Raw genomic sequence first — 22,367 nt, forward strand, 5'->3', positions numbered from 1 at the left:
ACTCTACTATTATACATTGAGTAGATTTAATTTTCAGTATTTTTGATATATTATTTACATTTAAATAATTAGACAGAAACTGATTATTTTCCTGTATGTCTTAGTTGTTTTTTTAGTATGATAAGAAAAAAGGTGTTTTCCGATGGAGGGTGAAAGTTTGGATCACCCAAAAAAATATTTTTCAAAAAACATTCTTACCAATAATGGTGAATTAATCATAGAGGGGCCTGTTGGTGCAGAAGCCCTTGAAACCTATATGTTTCATGATAATTTAACTTCATTTAGACAACCTGAGCAGCAGCATAGAGCAATCGTTGAAATCGCTAGATTACCAGAAGCGCGGATTATTATTGCAAGGCATAACAATATTATTGTCGGATATGTTACCTACTTATATCCTGACCCTCTTGAAAGATGGTCTCAAACCACATTAGACAATTTAATTGAATTAGGTGCCATTGAAGTAATCCCTGAATTCAGAGGGTTTGCTGTAGCTAAAAACATGTTAATTCTTTCAATGATGGATGATGCGATGGAAGATTATATTATTATTACAACTGAATACTATTGGCATTGGGATCTAAAAGGTACTGGATTAAGCGTATGGGATTATCGTAAAATGATGGAAAAAATGATGAACGCTGGTGGCCTTGTCCAGTTCGCAACTGATGATCCCGAAATTTGTTCACACCCTGCAAACTGTTTAATGGTGAGAATAGGAAAACGAGTGACAACCGAGAATATTCAAGATTTTGATGCACTGAGATTTATGCAAAGATATATGTACTAACTGAACTTTAATCTCGAAAGGTAGGATTCAAAAACATGCTTATTCAAGATATTATGCGCAGTTCAACTATAACTTTAAAGAAAGAAAATACCATAGGTGAAGCAGTAACTATTTTTCGAAATGGTGAAGTTCGTCATATTCCTATTATTGACGATGATAATCGTGTAATTGGGATTATTTCAGATCGTGATGTTCGTGATGCATTACCATCTACACTTTTTCCTCAAGCAATTAGTACTGTACTTGAAGTAGCTGTTGAAAAAATAATGACGACAAATGTGATTACTTGTAATCAAAATGATTTTGTTGAGGAAGTTGCAACAAACTTTTATCAATATAAAATCGGTTGTTTACCAGTTATTTCGAACGGAAAATTAATTGGACTTGTCACTGAAATTGATGTACTACATACTCTTGTTACTTTAACCGGAGCGTATCAACCAAGCTCACAAATTGAGCTTTTAGTTAAAGATCAACCGGGAATACTTAGTGAAGTCGTTAATGTATTTTCGAATGAAAACATTAATATTGTAAGCGTATTGGTTTATCCAGGAAAGGACGTCCAGCATAAAGTGCTTGTATTTAGGATTCAAACAATGAATCCTCTATCTATTATCCAAAAATTACAAACTGAGGGCTATACGGTACTTTGGCCAAATGAAGTGAGTGAAGCATAATGAAAAAAGATGCATACCTAGTTTATAGCGAAGAATATCATTCATATCATTTCAATGAAAATCATCCCTTTAATCCGATACGCTCTCAATTAGTCTATGAATTGCTAAAATCTAGTAGTTTCTTAAATGATACTGAAGTCATTTCTCCAAGAATAGCAACCGACGAAGAGTTATTATTATTTCATGATAGTCAATATATCGAGCAAGTAAAAAAAGCTAGTCATCAACCTATTAGTGAAAATATAGCCGATCAATTTGGACTAGGTACTGAAGATACCCCAATATTTAGAAATATGCACGAAGCAAGTTCATTAATAGTAGGTGGTACATTAACCGCTGTCGATGCTGTATTAGAAGGAAAATCTGATCACGCTTTCAATTTAGGTGGTGGTCTACATCATGGGTTTAAACGGAAAGCATCTGGGTTTTGCGTATATAACGACTGTGCTATAGCCATTAAATATATTCAAAAAAAATATGGTTTAAAAGTTTTATATGTTGATACAGATGCACATCATGGCGATGGTGTGCAATGGGCATTTTATGATGATCCGAACGTATGTACATTATCTATTCATGAAACAGGACGCTATTTATTCCCTGGGACAGGTGGCGTAAACGAAAGAGGTCAAGGTAATGGGTTTGGTTATTCATTCAACCTCCCTATTGATGCGTTTACTGAGGATGAGTCGTTTCTATCAACCTATAAAAGAGCACTCACTGAAATTGCAGAATACTTTAAACCTGATATTATACTTACGCAAAACGGCTCTGACTCCCATTGTTATGATCCTTTAACGCATTTATGTACAACGATGAAATCATTTCATGAAATACCTAAAATCGCCCATGAAATTGCTCATAAATATTGTGATGGTAAATGGATTGCGGTAGCAGGTGGAGGCTATGATTACTGGAGAGTTGTACCTAGGGCATGGTCTCAGGTTTGGCTAGCCATGACAAATCAACACCCGACATCAGATTCTATATCAGATAGTTGGCTGAAAAAATGGCAGAAAATTTCTAATGTTAAGTTACCTATAACTTGGACAGACGATCCAACAATCGTAAAACCTATCCCAAGAAAAAAAGAAATAGAAGAATACAACGAACAAATCCTGTACCGGGCTCTTGAGCCTTTACACATTCAACAAAAGAAACCTTTTATATAAAGAAATGTGCAAGGCGAAAAAATGACAGGATCTTCAATTGAAGACCCTGTCGTTTTTGTTATTACTCTATTTATCTATCATTCAAATTAAACTTTCATTGCTTAACTGTAATTTCTACAGGTTTTGTAGTGACTTTAAACCCACTTTTTGTAACTACATCGGCCGACATATAATACGTACCATCTGGGAGATCGGCTTTTGGTGTCCATTGAGTTCGTAGTGAATGCTCATTTTTCACTTCAAATGAATCCACTATTTCCCCTTTACTATTTTTAATTTTGATTGTCCAATCTACTCGGTTAGAAGCATAACTAATAATATATGCTGGATTGTCTTTGTTAACATCTGTCTGTGGATCTACCCAGAAAAATGAGACAACCATTTCTTCATTAATATAAGATGGATCTCCCCAAACTGTGTAACCTTGGTTATAAGCATAATCAACACCCATCACTACTATACTTTTCGGTTCCTCATCAACAATTAACGATGTTTTTCCAAGTTCTACAGTATCCATATACTGGCCATTACACCAAATAAGTCCGATTTTAAATCCACTTCCATTTTTTGTATCTTCGGCTTTGTAGGAAATTTCATATTTCCCATCTTTTGGTTTTACTTGAATATCAGATACTGTTGGGGCTACTGAATCCACTTTAATAGGTAGCTTTACTTCTTGTGGTTTTGCATTTTTATAATCTAATGTTGTTTTAATAACATATTCATAATCTCCATCTGGCACAATATTGCCATTTTGATCTGTCATATCCCATAAATATCCACCGACCATATAATCTCCGTAAGCCATAATATTTTTTCTGAATTTCCACGGCTTACCTGTATATTCACTAAAATCGCCTAAGTACTGAATTGTTTTTCCTTTTTGGTTTTGTACGAACATTTCTGTTTTTTGTAAATTACGTAATGCAGTGAATGTTGAATAAGCACCATAACCATAGAAATTCGGTGACACAGCTATATGGTTTGTATCAAATCTACCTGTAGAAGGATCGTATCCCATAGGAAGTGAGGTTACATCATCCCAAAGTGCCGTATATCCTAAAAATGCATCCTTATCCCATGCCACTGGATCAATGTTTTTTGCTTGATCCCACTCTCCATTAAATCCCATATATGGAACTGTTAACGGAACGGCAGAATCACTTCCTTTTCCAGTAGGCTCTAAGCGAACAAACCCTTCAATAAATGCACCTTTCTTTAAGCCCCTAGGCAACCGAATCTCAACATTCAAATTTTTTTCTTGCCCTGATTTAATCTTTAACGTTGTTCCTTGTACAGAGGTTACTTTTTCTCCGTTGACATATGTGTTAACACCATCTAATCGCTTACTTGATAAAGTTAAATACTCTTTCGAATCCAATGTTCCATCATTATCTAAGTCAAACTCTTTCATTTCTGTTTCATCAGTTAAGACATCTACAAAAACCGAATATTCCAGTTCTTCTTTCGGTTTAAGCTTTTGAAGTGATTCCGCATTCAAGTTGAATATCGCTCTGTCATTTTTAATCTCTTTTAATGCAACAGCCCCTGCTTGCTCTAAAGAAGTATTTTTACTAGTTACAAGTACAGGTGTTTTAATCGCGTTTTGAATTTGCATTAAACCTGATCCTTGAACACGAGGAGAGTAAGGTACTTCATTGTTCTTACGTGGATCTTTTAGTATTTTTGCTGTATTCATTAATGCAATTTTTGCCTTTAAGGCTGTTTCTTTCGAATGTGACAATCCTTTTTCATATAGTGATTGTAATAATAATGCTGAACCTCCAGCTACATGAGGAGTTGCCATTGATGTTCCACTCATAACTTCATAATCGTTTCCAGGAACAGTAGAATAAATACTACCTCCAGGTGCAGATAGCTCAGGCTTGAAATCTAACGTATGCGGAGCACCAATAGATGAAAAATCTGACATTGTATTTTTAGTAGGATTATCAATATATATCCCATTTGATAAATGCATTTTTACAACTTGACCACTTGTCAATTTGCTAATTAATGCATCTCCAACTGCCTTTCCAGTTGATGCTACAGGGATTGAATATGGACTTAACCTTAAGTATGGATAATCTTCCATCTCGTTATTGTCGGGTGGTATAATAATAATCGCTTTTGCACCTTTAGCTTCAGCATCAAATTGGAAAGTAGAATAAAAGCTATATATATCCTGAAGCTTCACGACCGCAATCTTACCCTTTAAGTCTTTATTAAAATCAGAAGCCTCTAACCCCCCGCCAACATAAACCAATTCATAATCTTGACCAGATGATAAAGCTTTAGAGAATTTAAAATTATAAGAAGATGGAAACTGAGTTTGATCTTGAAACGGTAACTGCATTCCATTCGATTCTGCTAATGTATTAAAATGAACTTTCGAATTTTCATACGATGCTACTGAGATCGCATAAGGACTTACAGATGGTTCTCCAACTACACCAATATCAGGGTTCTCCGCATATGGTTTTAAAGATGATTGTAATAAATAATTTTTACTACTATATGAAGCATTACCGCTTGCAACGATAACAAGTGAACCTTGCTCAGTTGCTTGACGAATTGATTTTTGAATCGGATCGTTTTCCTCTCCTACATAGCCTGAGTCAGTACCTAAACTCATGTTAATTACATCCGCACCCATTGTAACTGCATGTTCAATTCCTGCAATAATATCATCCTCTGTTGCACCATCACTATAATCAGAAAATACCTTTTCAGCTAACAATTGAACTCCAGGTGCAATACCTTCAACTCCGTCGGTTGTTTCATCACCATTAGCTCCAACAGTACCAGCTACGTGTGTACCATGAGAGCTACCATATTCTCCAGGTATTACATCTGTATCTTCATCTGCCCAATCATATCCTGTAGGAACTTTATCGCTATACCAAACTTCGTTAACCGATGTTTCTGCAAATTTCGCTTTTATACCATCTTGCGTCCATTTCTCTTTTTGTTTCCCTTTTTCAGTCAACGTCATATCTTTATGCGTGTAATCTATACCCGAGTCAATAATTGCAACAAGTAAACCTTCACCTTCATACCCGTATTGATTCCATACTTTTTGGGCTTGGACTAATTCTTTACTTGCGCCCATTGCAGGCTGATATGTTCTAGCGATATGAACATTTGTTACTCCAGGAATTGATTCTATTTCTTTTATGTTTTGAAACTCTGTTTGTAAACTGAAACCGTTAAATCCTTCATAATAGCGATGCTTAATTTTATTAGAAGCAGATTTCGATTTTGAATCATTACTATTTGGAATTTGGGAAATTACTTGATCTTGTTTTTGCTTAAAACGCTCTTTCTTACTTAGACCTGATTTTTCATTCGTAGATGGTTCTTCTATTTCAACAATTAATCGGACTTGTTCATCAGGCTTATATGCTTTTGCTAATCCTTTTTCTTTTAGGTCTTTATATCCGAATTGGTCCTTTACATCGGGTGCTAAAGCTTTTTGTCTTTTTAAGAGAATCTCTCTTCCTTGTTTAAGGATTTCATCTACACTTTGTTTAGGAACTGAGTTGTTTTTAGGACTTTCGGCTGAAGCAGTAAATGATGAGAAAAACATTGATAGCATTGATGCAGTTGCTAGTACTTTTAAAGATTTCCTTTTAAATTCCTTCATTAATTCCTCTCCTCTTGTTTATCCATTTATAATTTAAACTCGATACCTCAATTTTTTAGTACCAAAGTTATAACTATATAAAATTGTAAAACTACTAAAAATGAATCGATGAAACGCTTATTGTTTTTTTTGTTCTCGCTAACAACATTATTAAAAAACAATTTATGAGAAAGAATAGGAAGAAAATTGAAGATTAATAGGATGACTGGGGTAAATATTACAAGATTTCATTGAATCGAATCGGCACGAATAAATAGTAGATACTAAACTTAAGTCTTTTACAACCTAGTATCTTCCTACTAATTCATATTGTACTTGCCGTTTGATTCACAGTAAATTGGGGGAATATTCCAGTTAAAAGTCATTCGCTTACTTACTTTTTTATCAATTTTTGTTAAAGAATTTGTCATTGTTTTTCTTATAAAATAGAAATTTGTATTATCTTCAATTATTAAGTTTTTATTAAAATAAAATTTCATCTCAAACTTGGGGTAATGTGGTTTTTATTCATATAGTGTATCTACTTTTCTCACTTACCCGAGCGTAAAGACAAAAAAAAGAAGCTTTAGAACAATTCAGTTCTAGCTTCTTTTCTCATTTATTTTGTTGATTGTCGAATTTGAAGATGGTGAGGAAGAATAACCGTTGTATCTTCAACCGTTTCTTTATTCATAAATTTTGTTAGTAGTCTCATTGCAACTGCACCAATATCATACATTGGTTGAGCAACAGTCGTTAGTTTCGGACGAACCATAATCGCAAGTCTAGTATTATCAAATCCAATAACTTCTAAATTGTTAGGAACTAATAGTCCATGATCTTGTGCACTATGAATGACACCAATCGCCATTTCATCTGAAGCAACAAAAATCGCAGAAGGCACTAAATTACGTTCATGGAACGTTTCAAATGCTTCACTACCGGATTCATATGTATGGTCTCCAAATGTAACTAGTTCATCATCAAAATCAATACCATTTTCCTGTAATGCACGTTTATAGCCTTCTAACTTACTTAACCCAATAAGGTTATTTTCAGTTGGTCCATTAACAAACGCTACTTTTTGATGTCCTTTTTTAATTAGATAATCTACTGCATCAAACGCTGCTTGAGCATAATCAATGTTTACAGAAGGAATCGTTTTTGACTCATCATAAGTAGTTGCTAGTACAATCGGTACACCAGCTCTTTCGTACTCTTCTTTATGAACCTCTGTAATAGCTCCACCGATAAACAGTATACCGTCGACTTGTTTAGCTAACATGTTATTAATTAAAGTAATCTCTTTTTCAATATTTTCATCAGAGTTGCTTAATATAATATTGTATTTATACATTGTTGCGATATCTTCAATACCACGGGCAAGTTCTGCATAAAAACTGTTCGAAATATCTGGAATAATTACGCCTACAGTTGTTGTTTTCTTACTAGCTAGTCCTCTTGCAACTGCATTTGGTCTGTATCCTAAACGACTAATTGCCTCATTTACTTTTTTACGTGTCGTAGGTTTTACATTTGGGTTTCCGTTTACTACACGAGAGACAGTAGCCATGGAAACGTTTGCCTCACGTGCTACATCGTAAATTGTAACCGTCATTTTACTCACTCCTCTATTTAATTCTATCTATTATGTAGTTTGTTTGTTATTTCAGTAAAATAGTCATTAATTGTCGTATTCCACAAAAATAGTGCCTTCATTCTATCTTATAGAAAATTATATATTCATTCAATAGAACGATTAGAAAAAAATGTAAAATATTTGAAGTAATATACTATATAAAGCTAATTTAAATCAAATGTTCACAAATTATTCAAAAAAGCACCTTTAGGATAATCATCCTATCAGTGCTTTTACAGTTTATCTATTTATGAATGAATTTATTTCTGACATAAATTGATCGAATTGCTCAAAATTCATTTGTTGAGCAGTGTCACTTAAAGCCGTTGCAGGATCTGGATGAACTTCGGCCATAATTCCATCTGCTCCAATTGCAAGTCCTGCCTTTGCAGCTGGTATTAAGAGATCTCTTCTTCCTGTAGAATGCGTTACATCTACTAAAACTGGTAAGTGAGTTTCTTGTTTTAAAATAGGAACCGCAGTAATATCTAAAGTATTTCTAGTTGCTTTCTCGTATGTTCGAATTCCTCGCTCACATAAAATAATTTCTTGATTTCCTTCAGACATAATATATTCAGCAGCATAAATAAATTCTTCAATTGTAGCCGCTAACCCTCGTTTAAGTAAAATAGGTTTATTAACAGCTCCAGCTGCTTTTAATAATTCAAAGTTTTGCATATTGCGTGCCCCTATTTGGATTATATCTACATAATCTAGTGCCATTTCAATATGTTCAGGGCTAACAATCTCACTTATAATCGCAAGTCCATGATTTTGACCAACTTCTTTTAATATTCTTAAGCCTTCTTCTCCAAGACCTTGAAAATCATACGGAGATGTACGTGGTTTAAATGCTCCACCACGCATAATTTTCACACCTTGTTCTTTTAACACTTTTGCAACTGAATCAACTTGTTCATAGCTCTCCACTGCACAAGGTCCCGCGATAATAATCGGATTACCATCGCCAATTTTTACTCCATTTACCTCAACAATTGTATTTTCCGATTTTCTTTTTCTAGAAACGAGTAATACCTTTTTGTCAGCTTCCTCTTGAAGTTCTAAGCTACTTTTAAATATTTCTTTAAAAATATGTTGTAGCGTTGAAGTACTATATGGTCCATCATTTATCGAAGCAATATGATCAAGCATTTTACGCTCTCTAACTGGATCATATCTTTTAACGCCTTGATCAATTTTCGCCACGCCAATTTTCTTTACGATTTCGCCTCTTTTATTTAGCAATTCAAATATTTGATGGTTAATCTCATCTATTTCACTTCTTAGATGTTCTAAATCATTGTTAGTCAATTTAAAGTCCTCCTAGCAAAAATACCTTTATCTCATGTGTTATTATGTCACTTTATAGACAGCTAATCAAAATATCAGCATTATTTTAGAAAAGTTTTATTCCATTATTTCATTTAAATTAGAAAAAGAGTTGCTTGGCAACCCTATACTTTGAGGGGGGTATCTTTTTTTAGAGATTCTTACCTTAAACATTGTTGAAAGTAAATAATGAGATTTGTGGGTTTCCGCTCCAACTACCTTCTTTTAATGTCAGTTTGCTTGTACAAAACTAATTAAAAAACAAAAATCTATCTTTTAGAAAGGATCCAAATAAGAAATAGTGTTGCCAAAACAACCCAAAACATAGATAAAAATAGATAGATGTAACTTTATTCTCCAGAATCAATAAACAAATTTATAATTGGAATTTCTGGCGGACTTATCTCAATTGGAAGTTTATTAAGCTCAAAAAACTTTAAAGCTTTGACTTCACTTTCATCTTTTTCCATCACACCGCTATAATCCGTACATACATACGTAGCAATTACATTGTACACTTCATCTCCATGAGGATATTTGTAATAATACTCTTCTCCAGAGAAAATGTTAAATAGTACAAGTGTGTTAGCAACTAGACCTGTTTCTTCTCTTAATTCTCGTTTAGCTACTTCCTCTAATGTCTCTCCCATTTCTAATGAGCCACCTGGTAATCCCCAACAATTGTTATCTTTTCTAAGTTGTAATAACATTCTCTTTTTCGAATCTAGTAGAATAACGTTTGCACCTGCCATTATTATGGGACGGCTTCCAACTATTTTTCTTAAATCCATAATATAACCCATGAAATACTCTCCTCTAGACTATCTTTCATTCAATTAGTATTTAATTCGTTGCGCTTCTTACTTTCCCTTTTTATATGGCATAACGACAGTTCAGTATAGAAAGAAGTAAATTTGAATTATTGGTAAGAAAAGGTGTATTGTATAAAATGAAGTTTCCATTTTTAGGAATTTCTAAATTTGTAAATTATGGAGGGGTAACGATGACTATTACTTTTAAACAAATGGTAGCAGAGGCTCGTGAAAATGTACCGGGTATCAGTTCAGCTGAAGCTCGTGAAAAAATTAATTCTAATCCAGATACATTCGTAATTGATGTACAAGATGCAACAGATGCAGGTGCATGTGGATTAATACCAAGTAGTGTGAATATTTCACTTGGTATGCTTCCAATTCGCGCTGATCTTGAATTACCAGAACATTTACGTGAACCACGTTTGGCTGATCGAAATCGTCCAGTTTTAGTAACTTGTGGTGCTGGAGGACAAGCATCTTTAGGTGCTTATTTACTTAAGAAAATGGGATTCACAGATGTTGCATATATTGATGGTGGAACTGCCGCATGGAAAGCTGCTGGCTTTGATGTAGAATAAATTAAACTTTGGAAGGAGAAGTGGTAAGTTCACTTCTCTTTTTTCAAGATTTTTTTCTGCGCTAATGAAATAGTAGTCAAAAAAAACTGCACCTCTAATTGTTAGTTGTTTCTAACAATTGGAGATGCAGTTCACTTTAATATGGCTATTTTTTTAATAATGCATTTTCGATTGACTCTTTTTTAATTGAAAAATGAGAAGTATTAAATACTGCTTCACCGTTTTCAAAAATAAATAACTGAGGAGATTCGTGTCTAATTGATGTCTTCTCGGCAATATAGTTTGAAAGTTCACGGTCATCTTGAACTTGTAAATAATACAAAGGAATTTCTTCATAAGCTGTAGCAAATGCTAAAAATTCAGTATAAGCTGCATGACTTATTGGACATGTTGTACTGTGTTTTAAGAAAACAAATTTTTCATTTAAATTAATTAGCTCTTCAAACTCTTGAATCGTCGAAATTCTTTTGACCATTATTCTTTTTTCCCTCACGCTTCGTTTTAATCTTTTCCCAAATATCAACTGCAGTCGAACCCCATTTTAAGGCTTGAGACATTTTTTCAGTACTAATTTTTACAGTATTTGTAACATTTGTAGCTGTATCTCTGACTTTTTCGTTCATTTCAGAGATAGTCACGCCTACTTCTTCGACTGATCTAGCTAATACATCAAAGGATTTTGCCCGCTCTCGCATATCTTTTGTTAATTCGTTAGAATTATTAACAAATATTTTTGCTTCTTCAGCTAAATGATTAGAAGTATGTATTAATTGAACCGTTTCGACGCAAACATCATGTACATCTTTTTGTGTCTCCGAAAGTGTATGTTCAACACCTCTTAATACCTTTTCAAAACGGAATAACGAACGACAAATAAAAATAACTAAAACTACAAATGCTATAGCTGCAATAAATGTGCTAACTGAAATAAGATTCATTCATGTGACCCCTTTCTTCCATAGCTTTCCACAAATATAATTCTCTTATTTTGTATTATACTACAAATTTTACCAAACACTAAATAAGTCATTCACCAAGTTTTCAAATTCTTTTGTAAAAAAAGAATACTATCAGTAAACAAAACTGACCAAATAGTTTACAATAGGATTATAGTCATATTATTGGAGGGAATTTTCATGAAAGATCCACGTATTGCTAAATTAGCTAAAAACTTAATCAATTACTCTGTTAAATTACAACCAGGGGAAAAAATCTTAATCGAAAATTTTAAACTTGAATCAGAATTAGTAACTGCTTTAGTAAAAGAAGCATATGCTGCTGGTGGTTTTCCTTTCGTTTCAATTAAAGATCATAAAGTAGACCGCGCTTTATTAATGGGTGCTACTGAAGAACATTTCAATAAAATTGCTGAATATGAAGCAAATGTTATGAAAGACATGGATGCTTATATCGGTTTACGTTCAGGTGTTAATATTAGTGAGCTTTCTGATGTACCGGATGAAAAAACAAAAATACATGGTAAAACTGTTGGACATAAAGTACATAGAGAAATTCGTGTTCCAAAAACTAAATGGGTAGTTTTACGTTTCCCAACAGATTCTATGGCTCAATCTGCAAAAATGAGCACAGAAGCATTTGAAGATTTCTACTTCGATGTTTGTAACCTAGACTATGGTAAAATGGACAATGCTATGGATGCACTTGTAGCATTAATGAACCGCACTGACAAAGTACAAATTAAAGGTCCTGGAACAGATTTAACGTTCTCAATTAAAGATATTCCAGCAATTAAATGTGCTGGAGAAATGAATATTCCTGATGGAGAAGTATTTACTGCTCCAGTTCGTGATTCAGTAAATGGTACACTTTCTTACAACACGCCATCACCAAACAATGGTTTTACATTTGAAAATGTACAGCTTAAATTTAAAGATGGTAAAATTGTTGAAGCAACTGCTAACGATTCAGAACGAATTAACAAAGTATTTGATACAGATGAAGGCGCGCGCTATATCGGAGAATTCGCAATTGGAGTAAACCCATACATCTTACATCCAATGGGTGATATTTTATTCGATGAGAAAATCGATGGAAGTTTCCACTTCACTCCTGGTCAAGCTTATGATGAAGCATACAATGGTAATAACTCAAATATCCACTGGGATATGGTATGTATCCAACGTCCTGAATACGGTGGAGGAGAAATTTACTTCGATGACGTTTTAATCCGTAAAGATGGCCGTTTCGTAATTCCAGAATTAGAAGGCTTAAACCCAGAAAATCTAAAATAAATAAAAAAAAATCAAGAACACATATTAACATTGATATGTGTTCTTTTTTATTGATTTAGGTCTGACTTGCACAAATTTAAAACTAGGCGAATATCTTGCTTTGAATTTCTAACAAAAGGAGGATTTCGCTTGATTCCAAAATACCCATACTATAGCTATGAGGAAAAATGTGAGCAAGTTCCACTTACTTTCCCACCACAACACCAAGACATGCAACCTGGTTTACTGCATGATTTAGAAAAATGCTATTTACTAGTTAAATTGTTAAAAAAACCACAATATCTTTAACTGCACTCCAATTGTTGTACACGACAACAATTGGAGTGCAGTTAAAATTACTAAGTTCAAACTAGATTCTTCTAACTAATTTTCTTTCACCCATTAAATCGTGTCAGGCACCATAAACCAAATTCCCATTAATAAACGTAGCTTTTACATTTAATTTCTGATCAATCATGACAATGTTTGCTTTTTTTCCAGGTTCTAAGCTTCCTACTTCATGATCAATATTTAGCAGTTTTGCTTGGTTTCGGCTTACCATTGGTAAAATGCTTTCAAGTGGAATACCCAGAACCTCTTTTATATTTTTTAAGCATTCCATTAAATTAGTGGTACTTCCTGCCAGTGATCCTGTTTCCACAGTCCGGGCAATTTTATTTTCAACCTTTACTTCTATTGTCCCTAAGGTATAATTGCCGTCGGGCAAATTAGCAGCTGCCATTGAGTCGCTAATCAATAACACTTGGTCCTGCCCTTTTGACTTATAAAGTAACTTGATTGCCCCGGGATGAACATGGTGCAAATCAGCGATACACTCGCAATAGCATTGATCATTTGTGAGCACGGCCCCAACGCATCCAGGATCTCGATGGTTAAACCCGCGCATCCCATTATAAGTATGGACCGCAATCCTTGCTCCGTGTTCAATTGCGTTATTTGTAGTATCATAGTCTGCATTGGTGTGACCTATCGAGACGTGAATTCCTTTTTTCGTTAAGAACTTAATCGCTTCTTCTGCAAGTTCCTTTTCAGGAGCAATCGTCATAACCTTAATTGTATTGTTTGAAATCTCAATTAGCTCTTTCAACTCATCCAAAGAGAGTTCACGCATAAATTTGACGGGATGTGCTCCACGATGCTCCGGAGTAATATAGGGTCCTTCTACGTATGAGCCAATTATTTCCGCACCTCTTGACTTACCAATCGCTTCACTGACAACCTTTATTGCATTTTTAATTTTTTCAAAATCATGGGTAAGAGTGGTTGGTAAAAATCCCGTGACACCGGTCCGAGCGAGCGACATGGACATTTCTTGCAGAGAATGGATACTTCCATCCATCGTGTCATTCCCCGCAAGTCCATGAATATGGATATCAATCATGCCAGGAATGGCTTCGAAACCTGAAAAATCCAAAATCTCACATGAAGGCTTTTTCGTTGTAATTTCTTGAATTTTTCCATTTTCGATCAATAAATAGCCTGTATCTAAGACTTGATTCAATGTATAAAATTTTTCTGCCTTAATCGCTTTCATTCCATTCCCACTCCTCTAGATTCCTAGCACATTGCTGAAGAATAATTGGCAACTCCACTATATGTACTGCCTCTTACCCTTCAAAATTATACTTGTAAGTGGTTTAGCTTCTTTAATACTTTGAAGCATGCTCCGTACATTCCAGCGTCATTTCCTAAGACTGAAGGAAATACTAAGTTCCCCTTTTCATAAATCGGCATGATTTGCTTTGTAATCTCAGCATTGATATCTAGAATAAATTGGTCTGTTTGTTCTGCAATTCCTCCGCCGATAATGATTGCCTCTGGATTGAGCAGATGTGCAACATTTACAAGTCCAATACTTAAATAATGAATAAATCTTTTATATACGGTTGAAGCAATTGAATCCTTTTCTATCACTAACTTGAGAATTTCTTCTCCAGAAATATTCTTCACAAATTCTCCTTGTTTCTTCTTTTCTTCTATAAAATCATTTACTAAAGCTGATGTGGCAGCATATCGTTCGTAACAACCTTTTCGCCCGCAACCGCAAACGCGTCCATCGCTGACGATAACAGTGTGGCCTAATTCACCAGCTAGATTATGGGATCCATTCACAATCTTTCCGTCTACGATTATAGTACTGCCTATGCCTGTTCCTAATGTTAAAAAAACGACATTTCGCTTTCCTCGAATTGCGCCCTTCCACATTTCACCTAAGCAGGCACTTTTTACATCGTTTTCAACACTAACAGGTAATTCAAATTTATTGAATAAAATGTCAGCCAACTTCATTCCAGAATAGTTGGGAAGATTGTTGGAAAATAAAATTTCTCCCTTTTCATGATCGACCAAACCACAGGTTGAGATTCCGATTCCTGCTATTGAAAAATCATTTTGGAGCATTTCTATCTTTTCGACTAGAAGCTCAGGAAGGAACTTTTGTATATCACTTTTAGGGGTCGCCACTTTGTCTTTGATGATCAAATGACCTTTTTGATCCAATAGTCCATATTTGATAAACGTACCTCCGATATCAAAACAAACAATATAGTCCACATTACTCTCCCCCTGTTAATTCTTTCACCTTAATGACATTCAAAAAGTATTGCACTTGTGATAAATCGATTGATCCTGTTCTTTCCGATACCGCATTTGACATTCCGCATGCACACGACCACTTGAGTACCTCCTCAATTGGATATCCCCTGGAATGAGCGTATGTGAAACCGGCAAGCATACTATCTCCTGAACCGACTTGATGAACAGTTGTTAAAGTTGGGATAATAGCCTGAAGAACCCGGCTTCTACTAATTAATAAGGCCCCGTCTTCTCCTAATGATAGAAGGACGAATTCCACTCCATTCTGACAGAGTGCCTGAGCATGCAACATCATGCCCTTCAAAGATATTTGTCCTTCTCCAATTAACTTGCAAAATTCTTCCCTATTTGGTTTTATTAAAAAGGGCTTCCCGTGAACACCTTCGGCTAATGCATCCCCACTTGAATCTAATAGTAAATACTTTCCATGTTGTTTTGCTTTTTCTGCCAGCTGCCGGTAAAAATCCGCCTCTAATCCACCGGGTAGGCTACCAGAAACCACGATATATTCCATTGATTCGAGAATGGTGTCGAAATTTTTCAAAAACTCTTCTCTTTCATTTTCCACTATCTTAGGGCCTTGTTCAAGGATTTCTGTATGACCTTCCCTTGATTCAATCGTTAAACAAAACCTTGTTTCACCTTGTATTGGTATAAAGCGATTGATTAACTTCCAATTAGGGAGTTGCTCTGCGATCCATTCACCGCTTTTCCCTCCTAAAAATCCAGTACATGTAACTTTAGCCCCTAATTGTGATAAAACACGCGAGACATTCAGCCCTTTACCGCCTGCTGTTTTATCCACGGATGAAACACGATTCACTTCGTCCAACTGAAAGGCTGATAGGCTGTATCTAATATCAATAGCCGGGTTTAATGTCACTGTTGCAATCATTTTTTCTATCCTCGATTCACACTGCCGCACATTTTGATTTTATCGGCAACCACTTTTTTCATTTCAGCCTTTGCATCTTTAAAATAATACCTTGGGTCATTGGCATCTGGGTGTTCTTGTAAATAACCACGTAGGCCTTTAATAAAAGCCATCTTTAATTCAGTGGCAATATTTACTTTACAAATCCCTCGCTTGATCGTTTTTTGAACTAATTCATCTGGTAACCCTGAAGCACCATGAAGAACTAGTGGGATATTAACTTCCTTTTGAATAGCAGTTAATCGATCAATATCTAATTTGGGTTCCCCTTTATATAGTCCATGAGCCGTACCAATGGCGACTGCTAATGAATCAATTCCGGTTCTGGAAACAAACTCGCAGGCTTCTGTCGGATTTGTATAAATCTGATCCCTTTCATCTACTTCCAAATCATCCTCGATCCCACTTAGCCGGCCAAGTTCTGCTTCAACCGCCACGCCAAATGGAGACACATACTCTACCACTTCACGGACGATTCTAACATTCTCCTCAAAGTCATAATGAGAAGCATCGATCATGATAGATGGAATTCCCATTTGGATTAATTCTTTAATATCTTCAACTTTTTCATGGTGATCAAGGTGAAAACAAATTGGAATATCGTAGCTTTTTTTAGCGGCCACCATCATGCTAACCAGGAATTCCTTACCAATATAGCTCACCGTACTTGGTGTCGCAGCAATCATGACCGGGGATCGTAGCTCTTGAGCCACTTCTAAAACGGTTTTCATTGTTTCTAAGTTATGAACATTAAATGCCGGTACAGCATATCCCTTTGACTGTGCATCTAGCAGTATCGCACTCCTTGAAATAATCATGATAACTCCCCTCCATTTTTCAACTCATTAGAATAAGGGTAAATTTTGACGCCTTTCACGACCCTGTTTACCACTCCTGAGGGTGATGGATTATCTGGAGAAAAACCAAGATTAATAGATTTATACATTGCGAAGGTTTGAGCATATAAAATAAAAGGAAAAGCTAGTAAAATATCTTCATTAATCGTTGGTAGATTAACATGATAAAAAAGATCACTATGTTTTTCTGCTGCTTCATCCTTAAAGGAGGAAATAGCCACTACCTTCCCTCGGTCGGTTTCTCTATAAATCTCTTCTAATATATCGAGATCATATTGTCTTGTGTAAGAGTGGCAAGATAAGAACACGAATACAATTGTATCTTTATCTAAAATTGACTTAGGACCATGTCGAAACCCTAATGAAGTGTCGAAGGTTGATGGTATCGTTCCGCCCGTTAACTCTAACAGTTTTAAAGAAGACTCTCTTGCTAAACCTTCAAATACACCTGAGCCTAAATAAACAACTTTTGAAAAAGTAGAAGCAGCTAGTTCTCTTACACTTTTTTCACTTTCTCTTATGATCGTGTGACCGGCTTGAATTAGATTATCAAGTGTTTCCTCCCATGTGTGAATTTGTTTAACATGAGAAAGAAGCAAAATAGAGAGAAGCATCGTCGTAAAGCTGCTCGTCATCGCAAAACCTTGATCATTTGCTTCCTCAGGCATGAAGATGACTAAGTGTTTTTCATCGCTTTTCTTTTTTACAGCTAATAATCCATTTTCATTACATGTAAAAATAATTCCGTAAAAGTCCTCAACGATTTGCTCTCCCAATTGAATAGCTGCTAAGCTTTCTGGGCTATTGCCTGAGCGGGCAAAGGAAATCATAATCGTCGGAAAGTTCTTATCTAGAAATGAATGAGGATTCGAAACGATATTTGTTGTAGCAATACTTTCCACAATTATTTTTTTGTTATTAACTATTCCTTTTAGATGGGGAAGAATGGTGTCTCCTACAAAAGCAGAGGTACCTGCTCCTGTCAAAATGATTCGTAGTTGCTCATGCTTCTTCTCAATATTTTTTAAAAATGATAGGATACGATCTCTATTAATTAACAGGATTTCCTTTGTTTCATTCCATAATCTAGGTTGCTGGGCTATTTCTTTCGCTGTATGGCTGGCACCGACATTCATTCTCTCGATTTCACTTGATTTTAATAGCTCCATACATTCTCCTCCTATCAAACTGTTCATGTCATCATTACCAGTAGAATTAAAATAGATACTTTTCGTATCTATTTCAATTCTACTGTATAAGTAAATTTATCTCCTCTAGCAATCGATATCGTATACTCAATCACTTTACTTTGGTCATAAGTAATACGTTTTAACATAAGACATGGGGCACCTTCAATAATGTTTAACATGTCAGCCTCCACTTTATTAGCGCTAACCGCCATAAAGCTTTCCAGTGCACTAGAAATTTTCACATTATACTCGGAACTAAATATCTCATACATCGGCGTATTCTCTAATTTTTGACTGGAAAGGCTGTTAAAACCTTTGACTGGAACATAGGAAGTTTCATATAACATCGGTTCCTGGTCTGCAAGCCTTAAACGAATGATCTTAAACACTTCTTCTTCGACTGGAAGATCCATCGCCTTTGCTATTTTATTATCACAGAAGACTTTTTCGAAAGAAACGACTCTAGTAGTTGGAAGCTTTCCAGCTTTCTTCATTTCTTCCGTAAAACTATAAAATTTCACAAGACTTTGGTTATACGTTCTCGGTGAAACATAGGTTCCTTTACCATGAATCTTATAAATATATCCTTGCTTTTCCAGCTCTTGCATGGTTTGTCTTACCGTTGTCCGGCTAACCTGGTAGGAATCACATAATTCACGTTCAGACGGCAATTGATCATTTTCAACAAGCTCACCTGTTTCGATTTTTTCTAATAAAATATCCATTAATTGATAATAAAGCGGAAGTCGAGAATCCTTTTCTACCATGATAAGCTCCTTTAAGTGGTATCTTTGTCATAACCAGTTATATATAAGTATATTATACATAATATTGAAAAAGTTACCACATAATGTCGCAGTGAAATTTTTATAATACTTCCTCTTTTGTCATTTTCAAATTTCTCATATAATCCTCTAATGACACCATTGCTCCTGAAACTCTTGATTCCTCAGCTGCAAAAGCAATCATATGACTTTTAGCCGAAACTATACCCGACGTTAGACTGCCTCTATCTTTCTGTTTCACACTAAGGATGAAATCCGCCATAATACCCGTATCTGCACCCATATGCCCACCATCCACTGTTTCAGGATGAACCGTTTCCTTTTCACCTGAAAAAAGGTTGATTTCAATCTCATTTCTCACATCGTTGCCACTTATTTCTCCCTTTGTTCCCATAATTTTAAAGTTACGGTAGGTTTCGTTTGTAAACGCAGTCATTGTAAAGGCAACAGTCACATCGTTTTCAAATAATAAATTAACTACCTGGTGATCGACGACGTCGTTATCACAATGAAACACACATCGTCCATATGGACCTTCTTGAATCGCTTTTAGTCTGCTATCAATGCTAGGATTTGCTGATATAACATTGGCAGGCCAGACATCCCTATCATGTAAATACCACTTAGCAGCTGAATAAGAACATTCCTTTTCTACTTTACATCCATCTAAACAGCGTTGTGTTGAACCTTCGGGAGCATTTTCCTTTTTAAAATAAGTTAAGCTTCCGTATGAGGATACGCTCTTACATTCTGTACCAATTAACCAAGCTAACATATCCATATCATGACAGCTCTTTTGTAAAATCATCGGACTTGATTTACCTGAATTACTCCAGTTGCCACGGACAAAACTATGGGCCTGATGAAAATAGCCTACATTTTCATTCCATTGAATCGATACAATATCACCGATTACTTTTCGGTCTACACTTTCTTTTAACGCTTGATAAAATGGAGCATATCTCATAACATGGCAAACAGTTAATAATGTATTGTTTTTTTCAGCAGCTTCGGCAATTTCTAATGTCTCATGTGGCTTCGGTGACATCGGTTTCTCTAGCAAAATACTATAACCTTTTTCGATTGCTTTCATGACAGGCTTATAATGATCACGGTCGGGACTGCAAATCAAAATTGCTTCACAAAGTTGATCTTTTTCTAACAGTTCTGTCCAATCTTCAAATCTCATATTCTCAGGAATATGATGCGCTTCTGCAAATTTATCTCTCTTCTCTTTATTCGGTTCAGCTACTGCAATGAATTGAATTTCCTGAGGATACTCGAGTGCATAAGTTCCATATGCATAATATCCCCTGCTTCCTGCACCAATTAATGCTGCTTTCATTTTCAGTTCCTCCTCGCTTTGTAATTACAGTTATTTTCCACCTGTTACAGCAATTCCTTCAATAAATTGTTTTTGTAGGACAATAAACAAGATAAGCATTGGTAATATTGCTAAAAATGAGCCTGCCATCAAAATAGGGTAGTTTGTTAAATATTGCCCCTGAAGCGATGTCAATCCAACTGATAGAGTCATAGACTCAGGTGAACTATTGACAATCATAGGCCACATCAATTCATTCCAGCTCCAAAGAGTAGTAAAAATTCCCAAGGCAACCAAACCTGGCTTGGCCAGTGGTAGCATAACACGCCAATAAATTTGAAAATGGTTACAGCCATCCAGTCTAGCCGCTTCTTCTAACTCTTTTGGAAGTCCCATAAAAAATTGACGTAATAAGAAAGTTCCGAATGCACTAAATAAACCTGGAACCACCACTGCTTGCAGTGTGTTCAACCAACCTAATTTCACCATAATCATATATTGCGGAAGTAAAAAAACTTGCCCGGGTACCATTAAAACAGATAGCGCTATCATAAAAAGAATATTTCTGCCTGGAAATTCAATCCTCGCAAAGGCATATGCGGCTATTGAACATAGAAATAATTGCCCTGTTGTACGGATTACCGTAACAATTAGGGTGTTAAACATAAATTTTAAAAAAGGTAACAATGCAAAGACTTCTTTATAATTCCCCCATTGAAAATCCTTCGGGATGATAACTGGTGGAACATGAATCGACTCTGCATAAGTCTTTAATGAGGTTAGGATCATCCAAATAAAAGGTAGGACCATCGCTACCGAGCCGACAATTAGAATTAAATGGATGAGAAGGGTTTTACTTGTAAAAATCTGTCTCGTTTTTTCCAATGGTTACTCCTCCTTTAATCATAGTGAACCCATTTTTTCTGTAAAACCATTTGAATTGCAGTAATAATCAGAATGACAACCAATAACAGTACAGCGATTGCGGCTGCATAACCTTTATCGTTTAACACGAATGCATGCTGATAAAATAGATAGACAATTGATTGTGTATTTTCCAAAGCTGTACTACTTTTTCCAATCATCATGAAAATCAAATCGAATACTTGAAACGCTCCAATTAAAGACATGATTGTAACAAAGAAAATAACGGGAGATAGTAGCGGCAACGTTATTTTAAAAAATACTTTGATGGGACCAGCCCCATCCATTTCCGCTGCTTCATAATAAGTCTTTGGTATTCCCTGCAGACCAGATAAGAATATGACCATGTTATAACCAATTCCACTCCAAACTGCCACCACAATTATCGAATATAATGCAATTTTCGGATCACTAACCCATTGTGGACCCTTTATTCCAAAAAGAGATAAAAAATAATTCAGTAGCCCATAATCAGAATTATATAGCCATTTCCACACCATGGCGATTGCAGCAGGCATAGTAATAACTGGTAAAAAGTATAAAGTTCGATAGACAGATTTCCCTTTTATTTTTTGGTTTAAGAGAACCGCAAGAAGAATAGAAAAGAAAACCCCAAGAGGAACAGTAAAAATAATATATATCCCTGTATTTTTAAACGACTGCAAAAGGTTTGAATCCTCTAGCATCCGTTTATAATTATCCAATCCAGTCCACTCATACTGTCCAAATGCTCCCCATTCGGTAAAACTAAAGTAAAAAGTTTGTATGATTGGCCATAGGTAAAATATTAATAAACCTAGCATAGTTGGAGCAATCATCAGATATGCCCAAAAGTAATCGGAACGTTTCTTTGTCTTAGATAAGTTTGGAACTTTTAATTC

At 35.3% G+C, this 22,367-nt stretch carries 21 protein-coding genes; 6 read left to right on the top strand and 15 right to left on the bottom strand.

Features of this window, described 5'->3' with window-relative positions:
- Nucleotides 1–157: 157 nt before the first annotated feature.
- From B7R65_RS12170 to B7R65_RS12180, 3 genes are read left to right on the top strand one after another with little or no spacing between them, the layout of a single operon-like run.
- On the top strand, nucleotides 158–790 hold the full coding sequence (locus B7R65_RS12170; protein ID WP_088043218.1) for a GNAT family N-acetyltransferase: 633 nt from the start codon (nucleotides 158–160) through the stop codon (nucleotides 788–790).
- A 35-nt stretch (nucleotides 791–825) separates the two neighbouring features.
- Complete coding sequence (locus B7R65_RS12175; RefSeq protein WP_088043057.1) at nucleotides 826–1,467, top strand: acetoin utilization AcuB family protein; 642 nt, start codon at nucleotides 826–828, stop codon at nucleotides 1,465–1,467.
- Entirely contained in the window at nucleotides 1,467–2,639 is a 1,173-nt protein-coding gene (locus tag B7R65_RS12180; protein ID WP_088043058.1) for an acetoin utilization protein AcuC, read from the top strand. The genes B7R65_RS12175 and B7R65_RS12180 overlap by 1 nt, the downstream gene beginning before the upstream one ends.
- 94 nt (nucleotides 2,640–2,733) lie before the next feature.
- Here B7R65_RS12180 and B7R65_RS12185 read toward each other — a convergent pair whose 3' ends face one another.
- The 4 genes from B7R65_RS12185 to B7R65_RS12200 all read right to left on the bottom strand — a co-directional run bounded on the left by B7R65_RS12185 (nucleotide 2,734) and on the right by B7R65_RS12200 (nucleotide 10,035).
- Entirely contained in the window at nucleotides 2,734–6,285 is a 3,552-nt protein-coding gene (locus B7R65_RS12185) for a S8 family serine peptidase (RefSeq protein WP_088043059.1), read from the bottom strand.
- 598 nt (nucleotides 6,286–6,883) lie between these two features.
- Complete coding sequence (gene ccpA / locus B7R65_RS12190) at nucleotides 6,884–7,882, bottom strand: catabolite control protein A (RefSeq protein ID WP_088043060.1); 999 nt, start codon at nucleotides 7,880–7,882, stop codon at nucleotides 6,884–6,886.
- 261 nt (nucleotides 7,883–8,143) lie between these two features.
- Nucleotides 8,144–9,214, bottom strand: coding sequence for a bifunctional 3-deoxy-7-phosphoheptulonate synthase/chorismate mutase (locus tag B7R65_RS12195; RefSeq protein ID WP_088043061.1), 1,071 nt, complete (start codon nucleotides 9,212–9,214; stop codon nucleotides 8,144–8,146).
- 368 nt (nucleotides 9,215–9,582) lie between these two features.
- The gene (locus B7R65_RS12200; RefSeq protein ID WP_088043062.1) at nucleotides 9,583–10,035 is read right to left on the bottom strand and encodes an NUDIX hydrolase; all 453 of its coding nucleotides are present in this window, start codon (nucleotides 10,033–10,035) and stop codon (nucleotides 9,583–9,585) included.
- 200 nt (nucleotides 10,036–10,235) lie between these two features.
- Here B7R65_RS12200 and B7R65_RS12205 point away from each other — a divergent pair, with 200 nt between their 5' ends.
- Nucleotides 10,236–10,625 carry a rhodanese-like domain-containing protein gene (locus B7R65_RS12205; RefSeq protein WP_088043219.1) on the top strand — a complete coding sequence of 130 codons (390 nt, stop codon included), beginning with the start codon at nucleotides 10,236–10,238 and terminating at the stop codon, nucleotides 10,623–10,625.
- 145 nt (nucleotides 10,626–10,770) lie between these two features.
- On the opposite strand, the gene ytxJ is transcribed toward B7R65_RS12205, so the two are convergent.
- The gene (gene ytxJ / locus B7R65_RS12210) at nucleotides 10,771–11,103 is read right to left on the bottom strand and encodes a bacillithiol system redox-active protein YtxJ (RefSeq protein ID WP_179194866.1); all 333 of its coding nucleotides are present in this window, start codon (nucleotides 11,101–11,103) and stop codon (nucleotides 10,771–10,773) included.
- Entirely contained in the window at nucleotides 11,066–11,563 is a 498-nt protein-coding gene (locus B7R65_RS12215) for a DUF948 domain-containing protein (protein ID WP_088043064.1), read from the bottom strand. The genes ytxJ and B7R65_RS12215 overlap by 38 nt, the downstream gene beginning before the upstream one ends.
- Before the next feature lie 198 nt (nucleotides 11,564–11,761).
- Between B7R65_RS12215 and B7R65_RS12220 the strand changes: the two genes are divergently transcribed.
- Both B7R65_RS12220 and B7R65_RS21995 read left to right on the top strand, forming a co-directional pair.
- A complete protein-coding gene (locus tag B7R65_RS12220; RefSeq protein ID WP_088043065.1) occupies nucleotides 11,762–12,877 on the top strand; it encodes an aminopeptidase in 1,116 nt (371 codons plus the stop codon).
- A gap of 129 nt (nucleotides 12,878–13,006) precedes the next feature.
- On the top strand, nucleotides 13,007–13,165 hold the full coding sequence (locus tag B7R65_RS21995) for a hypothetical protein (protein ID WP_373419574.1): 159 nt from the start codon (nucleotides 13,007–13,009) through the stop codon (nucleotides 13,163–13,165).
- A 103-nt stretch (nucleotides 13,166–13,268) separates the two neighbouring features.
- Here B7R65_RS21995 and nagA read toward each other — a convergent pair whose 3' ends face one another.
- From nagA to B7R65_RS12265, 9 genes are all read right to left on the bottom strand, one after another.
- A complete protein-coding gene (nagA, locus tag B7R65_RS12225) occupies nucleotides 13,269–14,411 on the bottom strand; it encodes an N-acetylglucosamine-6-phosphate deacetylase (protein ID WP_088043066.1) in 1,143 nt (380 codons plus the stop codon).
- An 86-nt stretch (nucleotides 14,412–14,497) separates the two neighbouring features.
- Nucleotides 14,498–15,430: an ROK family protein gene (locus tag B7R65_RS12230; protein WP_088043067.1), complete on the bottom strand. Its 933-nt coding sequence runs from the start codon at nucleotides 15,428–15,430 to the stop codon at nucleotides 14,498–14,500.
- Between the two features lies 1 nt (nucleotide 15,431).
- Nucleotides 15,432–16,367, bottom strand: a complete 936-nt coding sequence (pfkB, locus tag B7R65_RS12235; protein ID WP_088043068.1) for a 1-phosphofructokinase — start codon at nucleotides 16,365–16,367, stop codon at nucleotides 15,432–15,434.
- Between the two features lie 5 nt (nucleotides 16,368–16,372).
- Nucleotides 16,373–17,224 carry a tagatose-bisphosphate aldolase subunit GatY gene (gene gatY, locus B7R65_RS12240; protein ID WP_088043069.1) on the bottom strand — a complete coding sequence of 284 codons (852 nt, stop codon included), beginning with the start codon at nucleotides 17,222–17,224 and terminating at the stop codon, nucleotides 16,373–16,375.
- Complete coding sequence (locus B7R65_RS12245) at nucleotides 17,221–18,432, bottom strand: SIS domain-containing protein (RefSeq protein WP_088043070.1); 1,212 nt, start codon at nucleotides 18,430–18,432, stop codon at nucleotides 17,221–17,223. The genes gatY and B7R65_RS12245 overlap by 4 nt, the downstream gene beginning before the upstream one ends.
- Nucleotides 18,433–18,500: 68 nt before the next feature.
- Nucleotides 18,501–19,220, bottom strand: coding sequence for a GntR family transcriptional regulator (locus tag B7R65_RS12250; RefSeq protein ID WP_088043071.1), 720 nt, complete (start codon nucleotides 19,218–19,220; stop codon nucleotides 18,501–18,503).
- 100 nt (nucleotides 19,221–19,320) lie between these two features.
- Nucleotides 19,321–20,583 carry a Gfo/Idh/MocA family protein gene (locus B7R65_RS12255; RefSeq protein WP_088043072.1) on the bottom strand — a complete coding sequence of 421 codons (1,263 nt, stop codon included), beginning with the start codon at nucleotides 20,581–20,583 and terminating at the stop codon, nucleotides 19,321–19,323.
- Between the two features lie 30 nt (nucleotides 20,584–20,613).
- Nucleotides 20,614–21,372, bottom strand: coding sequence for a carbohydrate ABC transporter permease (locus B7R65_RS12260; RefSeq protein WP_088043220.1), 759 nt, complete (start codon nucleotides 21,370–21,372; stop codon nucleotides 20,614–20,616).
- 89 nt (nucleotides 21,373–21,461) lie between these two features.
- The gene (locus tag B7R65_RS12265; RefSeq protein WP_373419580.1) at nucleotides 21,462–22,307 is read right to left on the bottom strand and encodes a carbohydrate ABC transporter permease; all 846 of its coding nucleotides are present in this window, start codon (nucleotides 22,305–22,307) and stop codon (nucleotides 21,462–21,464) included.
- Between the last annotated feature and the right edge of the window lie 60 nt (nucleotides 22,308–22,367).

Origin of the sequence: Bacillus sp. EAC, from assembly GCF_002156875.1 — a bacterium.
GTDB lineage: Bacteria > Bacillota > Bacilli > Bacillales > Bacillaceae_G > Gottfriedia.

Coding starts and splice junctions, on each gene's coding strand:
- B7R65_RS12175 (WP_088043057.1), top strand. CDS start 826: ATGCTTATTCAAGATATTATGCGCAGTTCAACTATAACTTTAAAGAAA.
- B7R65_RS12180 (WP_088043058.1), top strand. CDS start 1,467: ATGAAAAAAGATGCATACCTAGTTTATAGCGAAGAATATCATTCATAT.
- B7R65_RS12185 (WP_088043059.1), bottom strand. CDS start 6,285: ATGAAGGAATTTAAAAGGAAATCTTTAAAAGTACTAGCAACTGCATCA.
- ccpA (WP_088043060.1), bottom strand. CDS start 7,882: ATGACGGTTACAATTTACGATGTAGCACGTGAGGCAAACGTTTCCATG.
- B7R65_RS12200 (WP_088043062.1), bottom strand. CDS start 10,035: ATGGGTTATATTATGGATTTAAGAAAAATAGTTGGAAGCCGTCCCATA.
- B7R65_RS12205 (WP_088043219.1), top strand. CDS start 10,236: ATGACTATTACTTTTAAACAAATGGTAGCAGAGGCTCGTGAAAATGTA.
- B7R65_RS12215 (WP_088043064.1), bottom strand. CDS start 11,563: ATGAATCTTATTTCAGTTAGCACATTTATTGCAGCTATAGCATTTGTA.
- B7R65_RS12220 (WP_088043065.1), top strand. CDS start 11,762: ATGAAAGATCCACGTATTGCTAAATTAGCTAAAAACTTAATCAATTAC.
- nagA (WP_088043066.1), bottom strand. CDS start 14,411: ATGAAAGCGATTAAGGCAGAAAAATTTTATACATTGAATCAAGTCTTA.
- pfkB (WP_088043068.1), bottom strand. CDS start 16,367: ATGATTGCAACAGTGACATTAAACCCGGCTATTGATATTAGATACAGC.
- gatY (WP_088043069.1), bottom strand. CDS start 17,224: ATGATTATTTCAAGGAGTGCGATACTGCTAGATGCACAGTCAAAGGGA.
- B7R65_RS12245 (WP_088043070.1), bottom strand. CDS start 18,432: ATGGAGCTATTAAAATCAAGTGAAATCGAGAGAATGAATGTCGGTGCC.
- B7R65_RS12250 (WP_088043071.1), bottom strand. CDS start 19,220: ATGGTAGAAAAGGATTCTCGACTTCCGCTTTATTATCAATTAATGGAT.
- B7R65_RS12255 (WP_088043072.1), bottom strand. CDS start 20,583: ATGAAAGCAGCATTAATTGGTGCAGGAAGCAGGGGATATTATGCATAT.
- B7R65_RS12260 (WP_088043220.1), bottom strand. CDS start 21,372: ATGGTCCTACCTTTTATTTGGATGATCCTAACCTCATTAAAGACTTAT.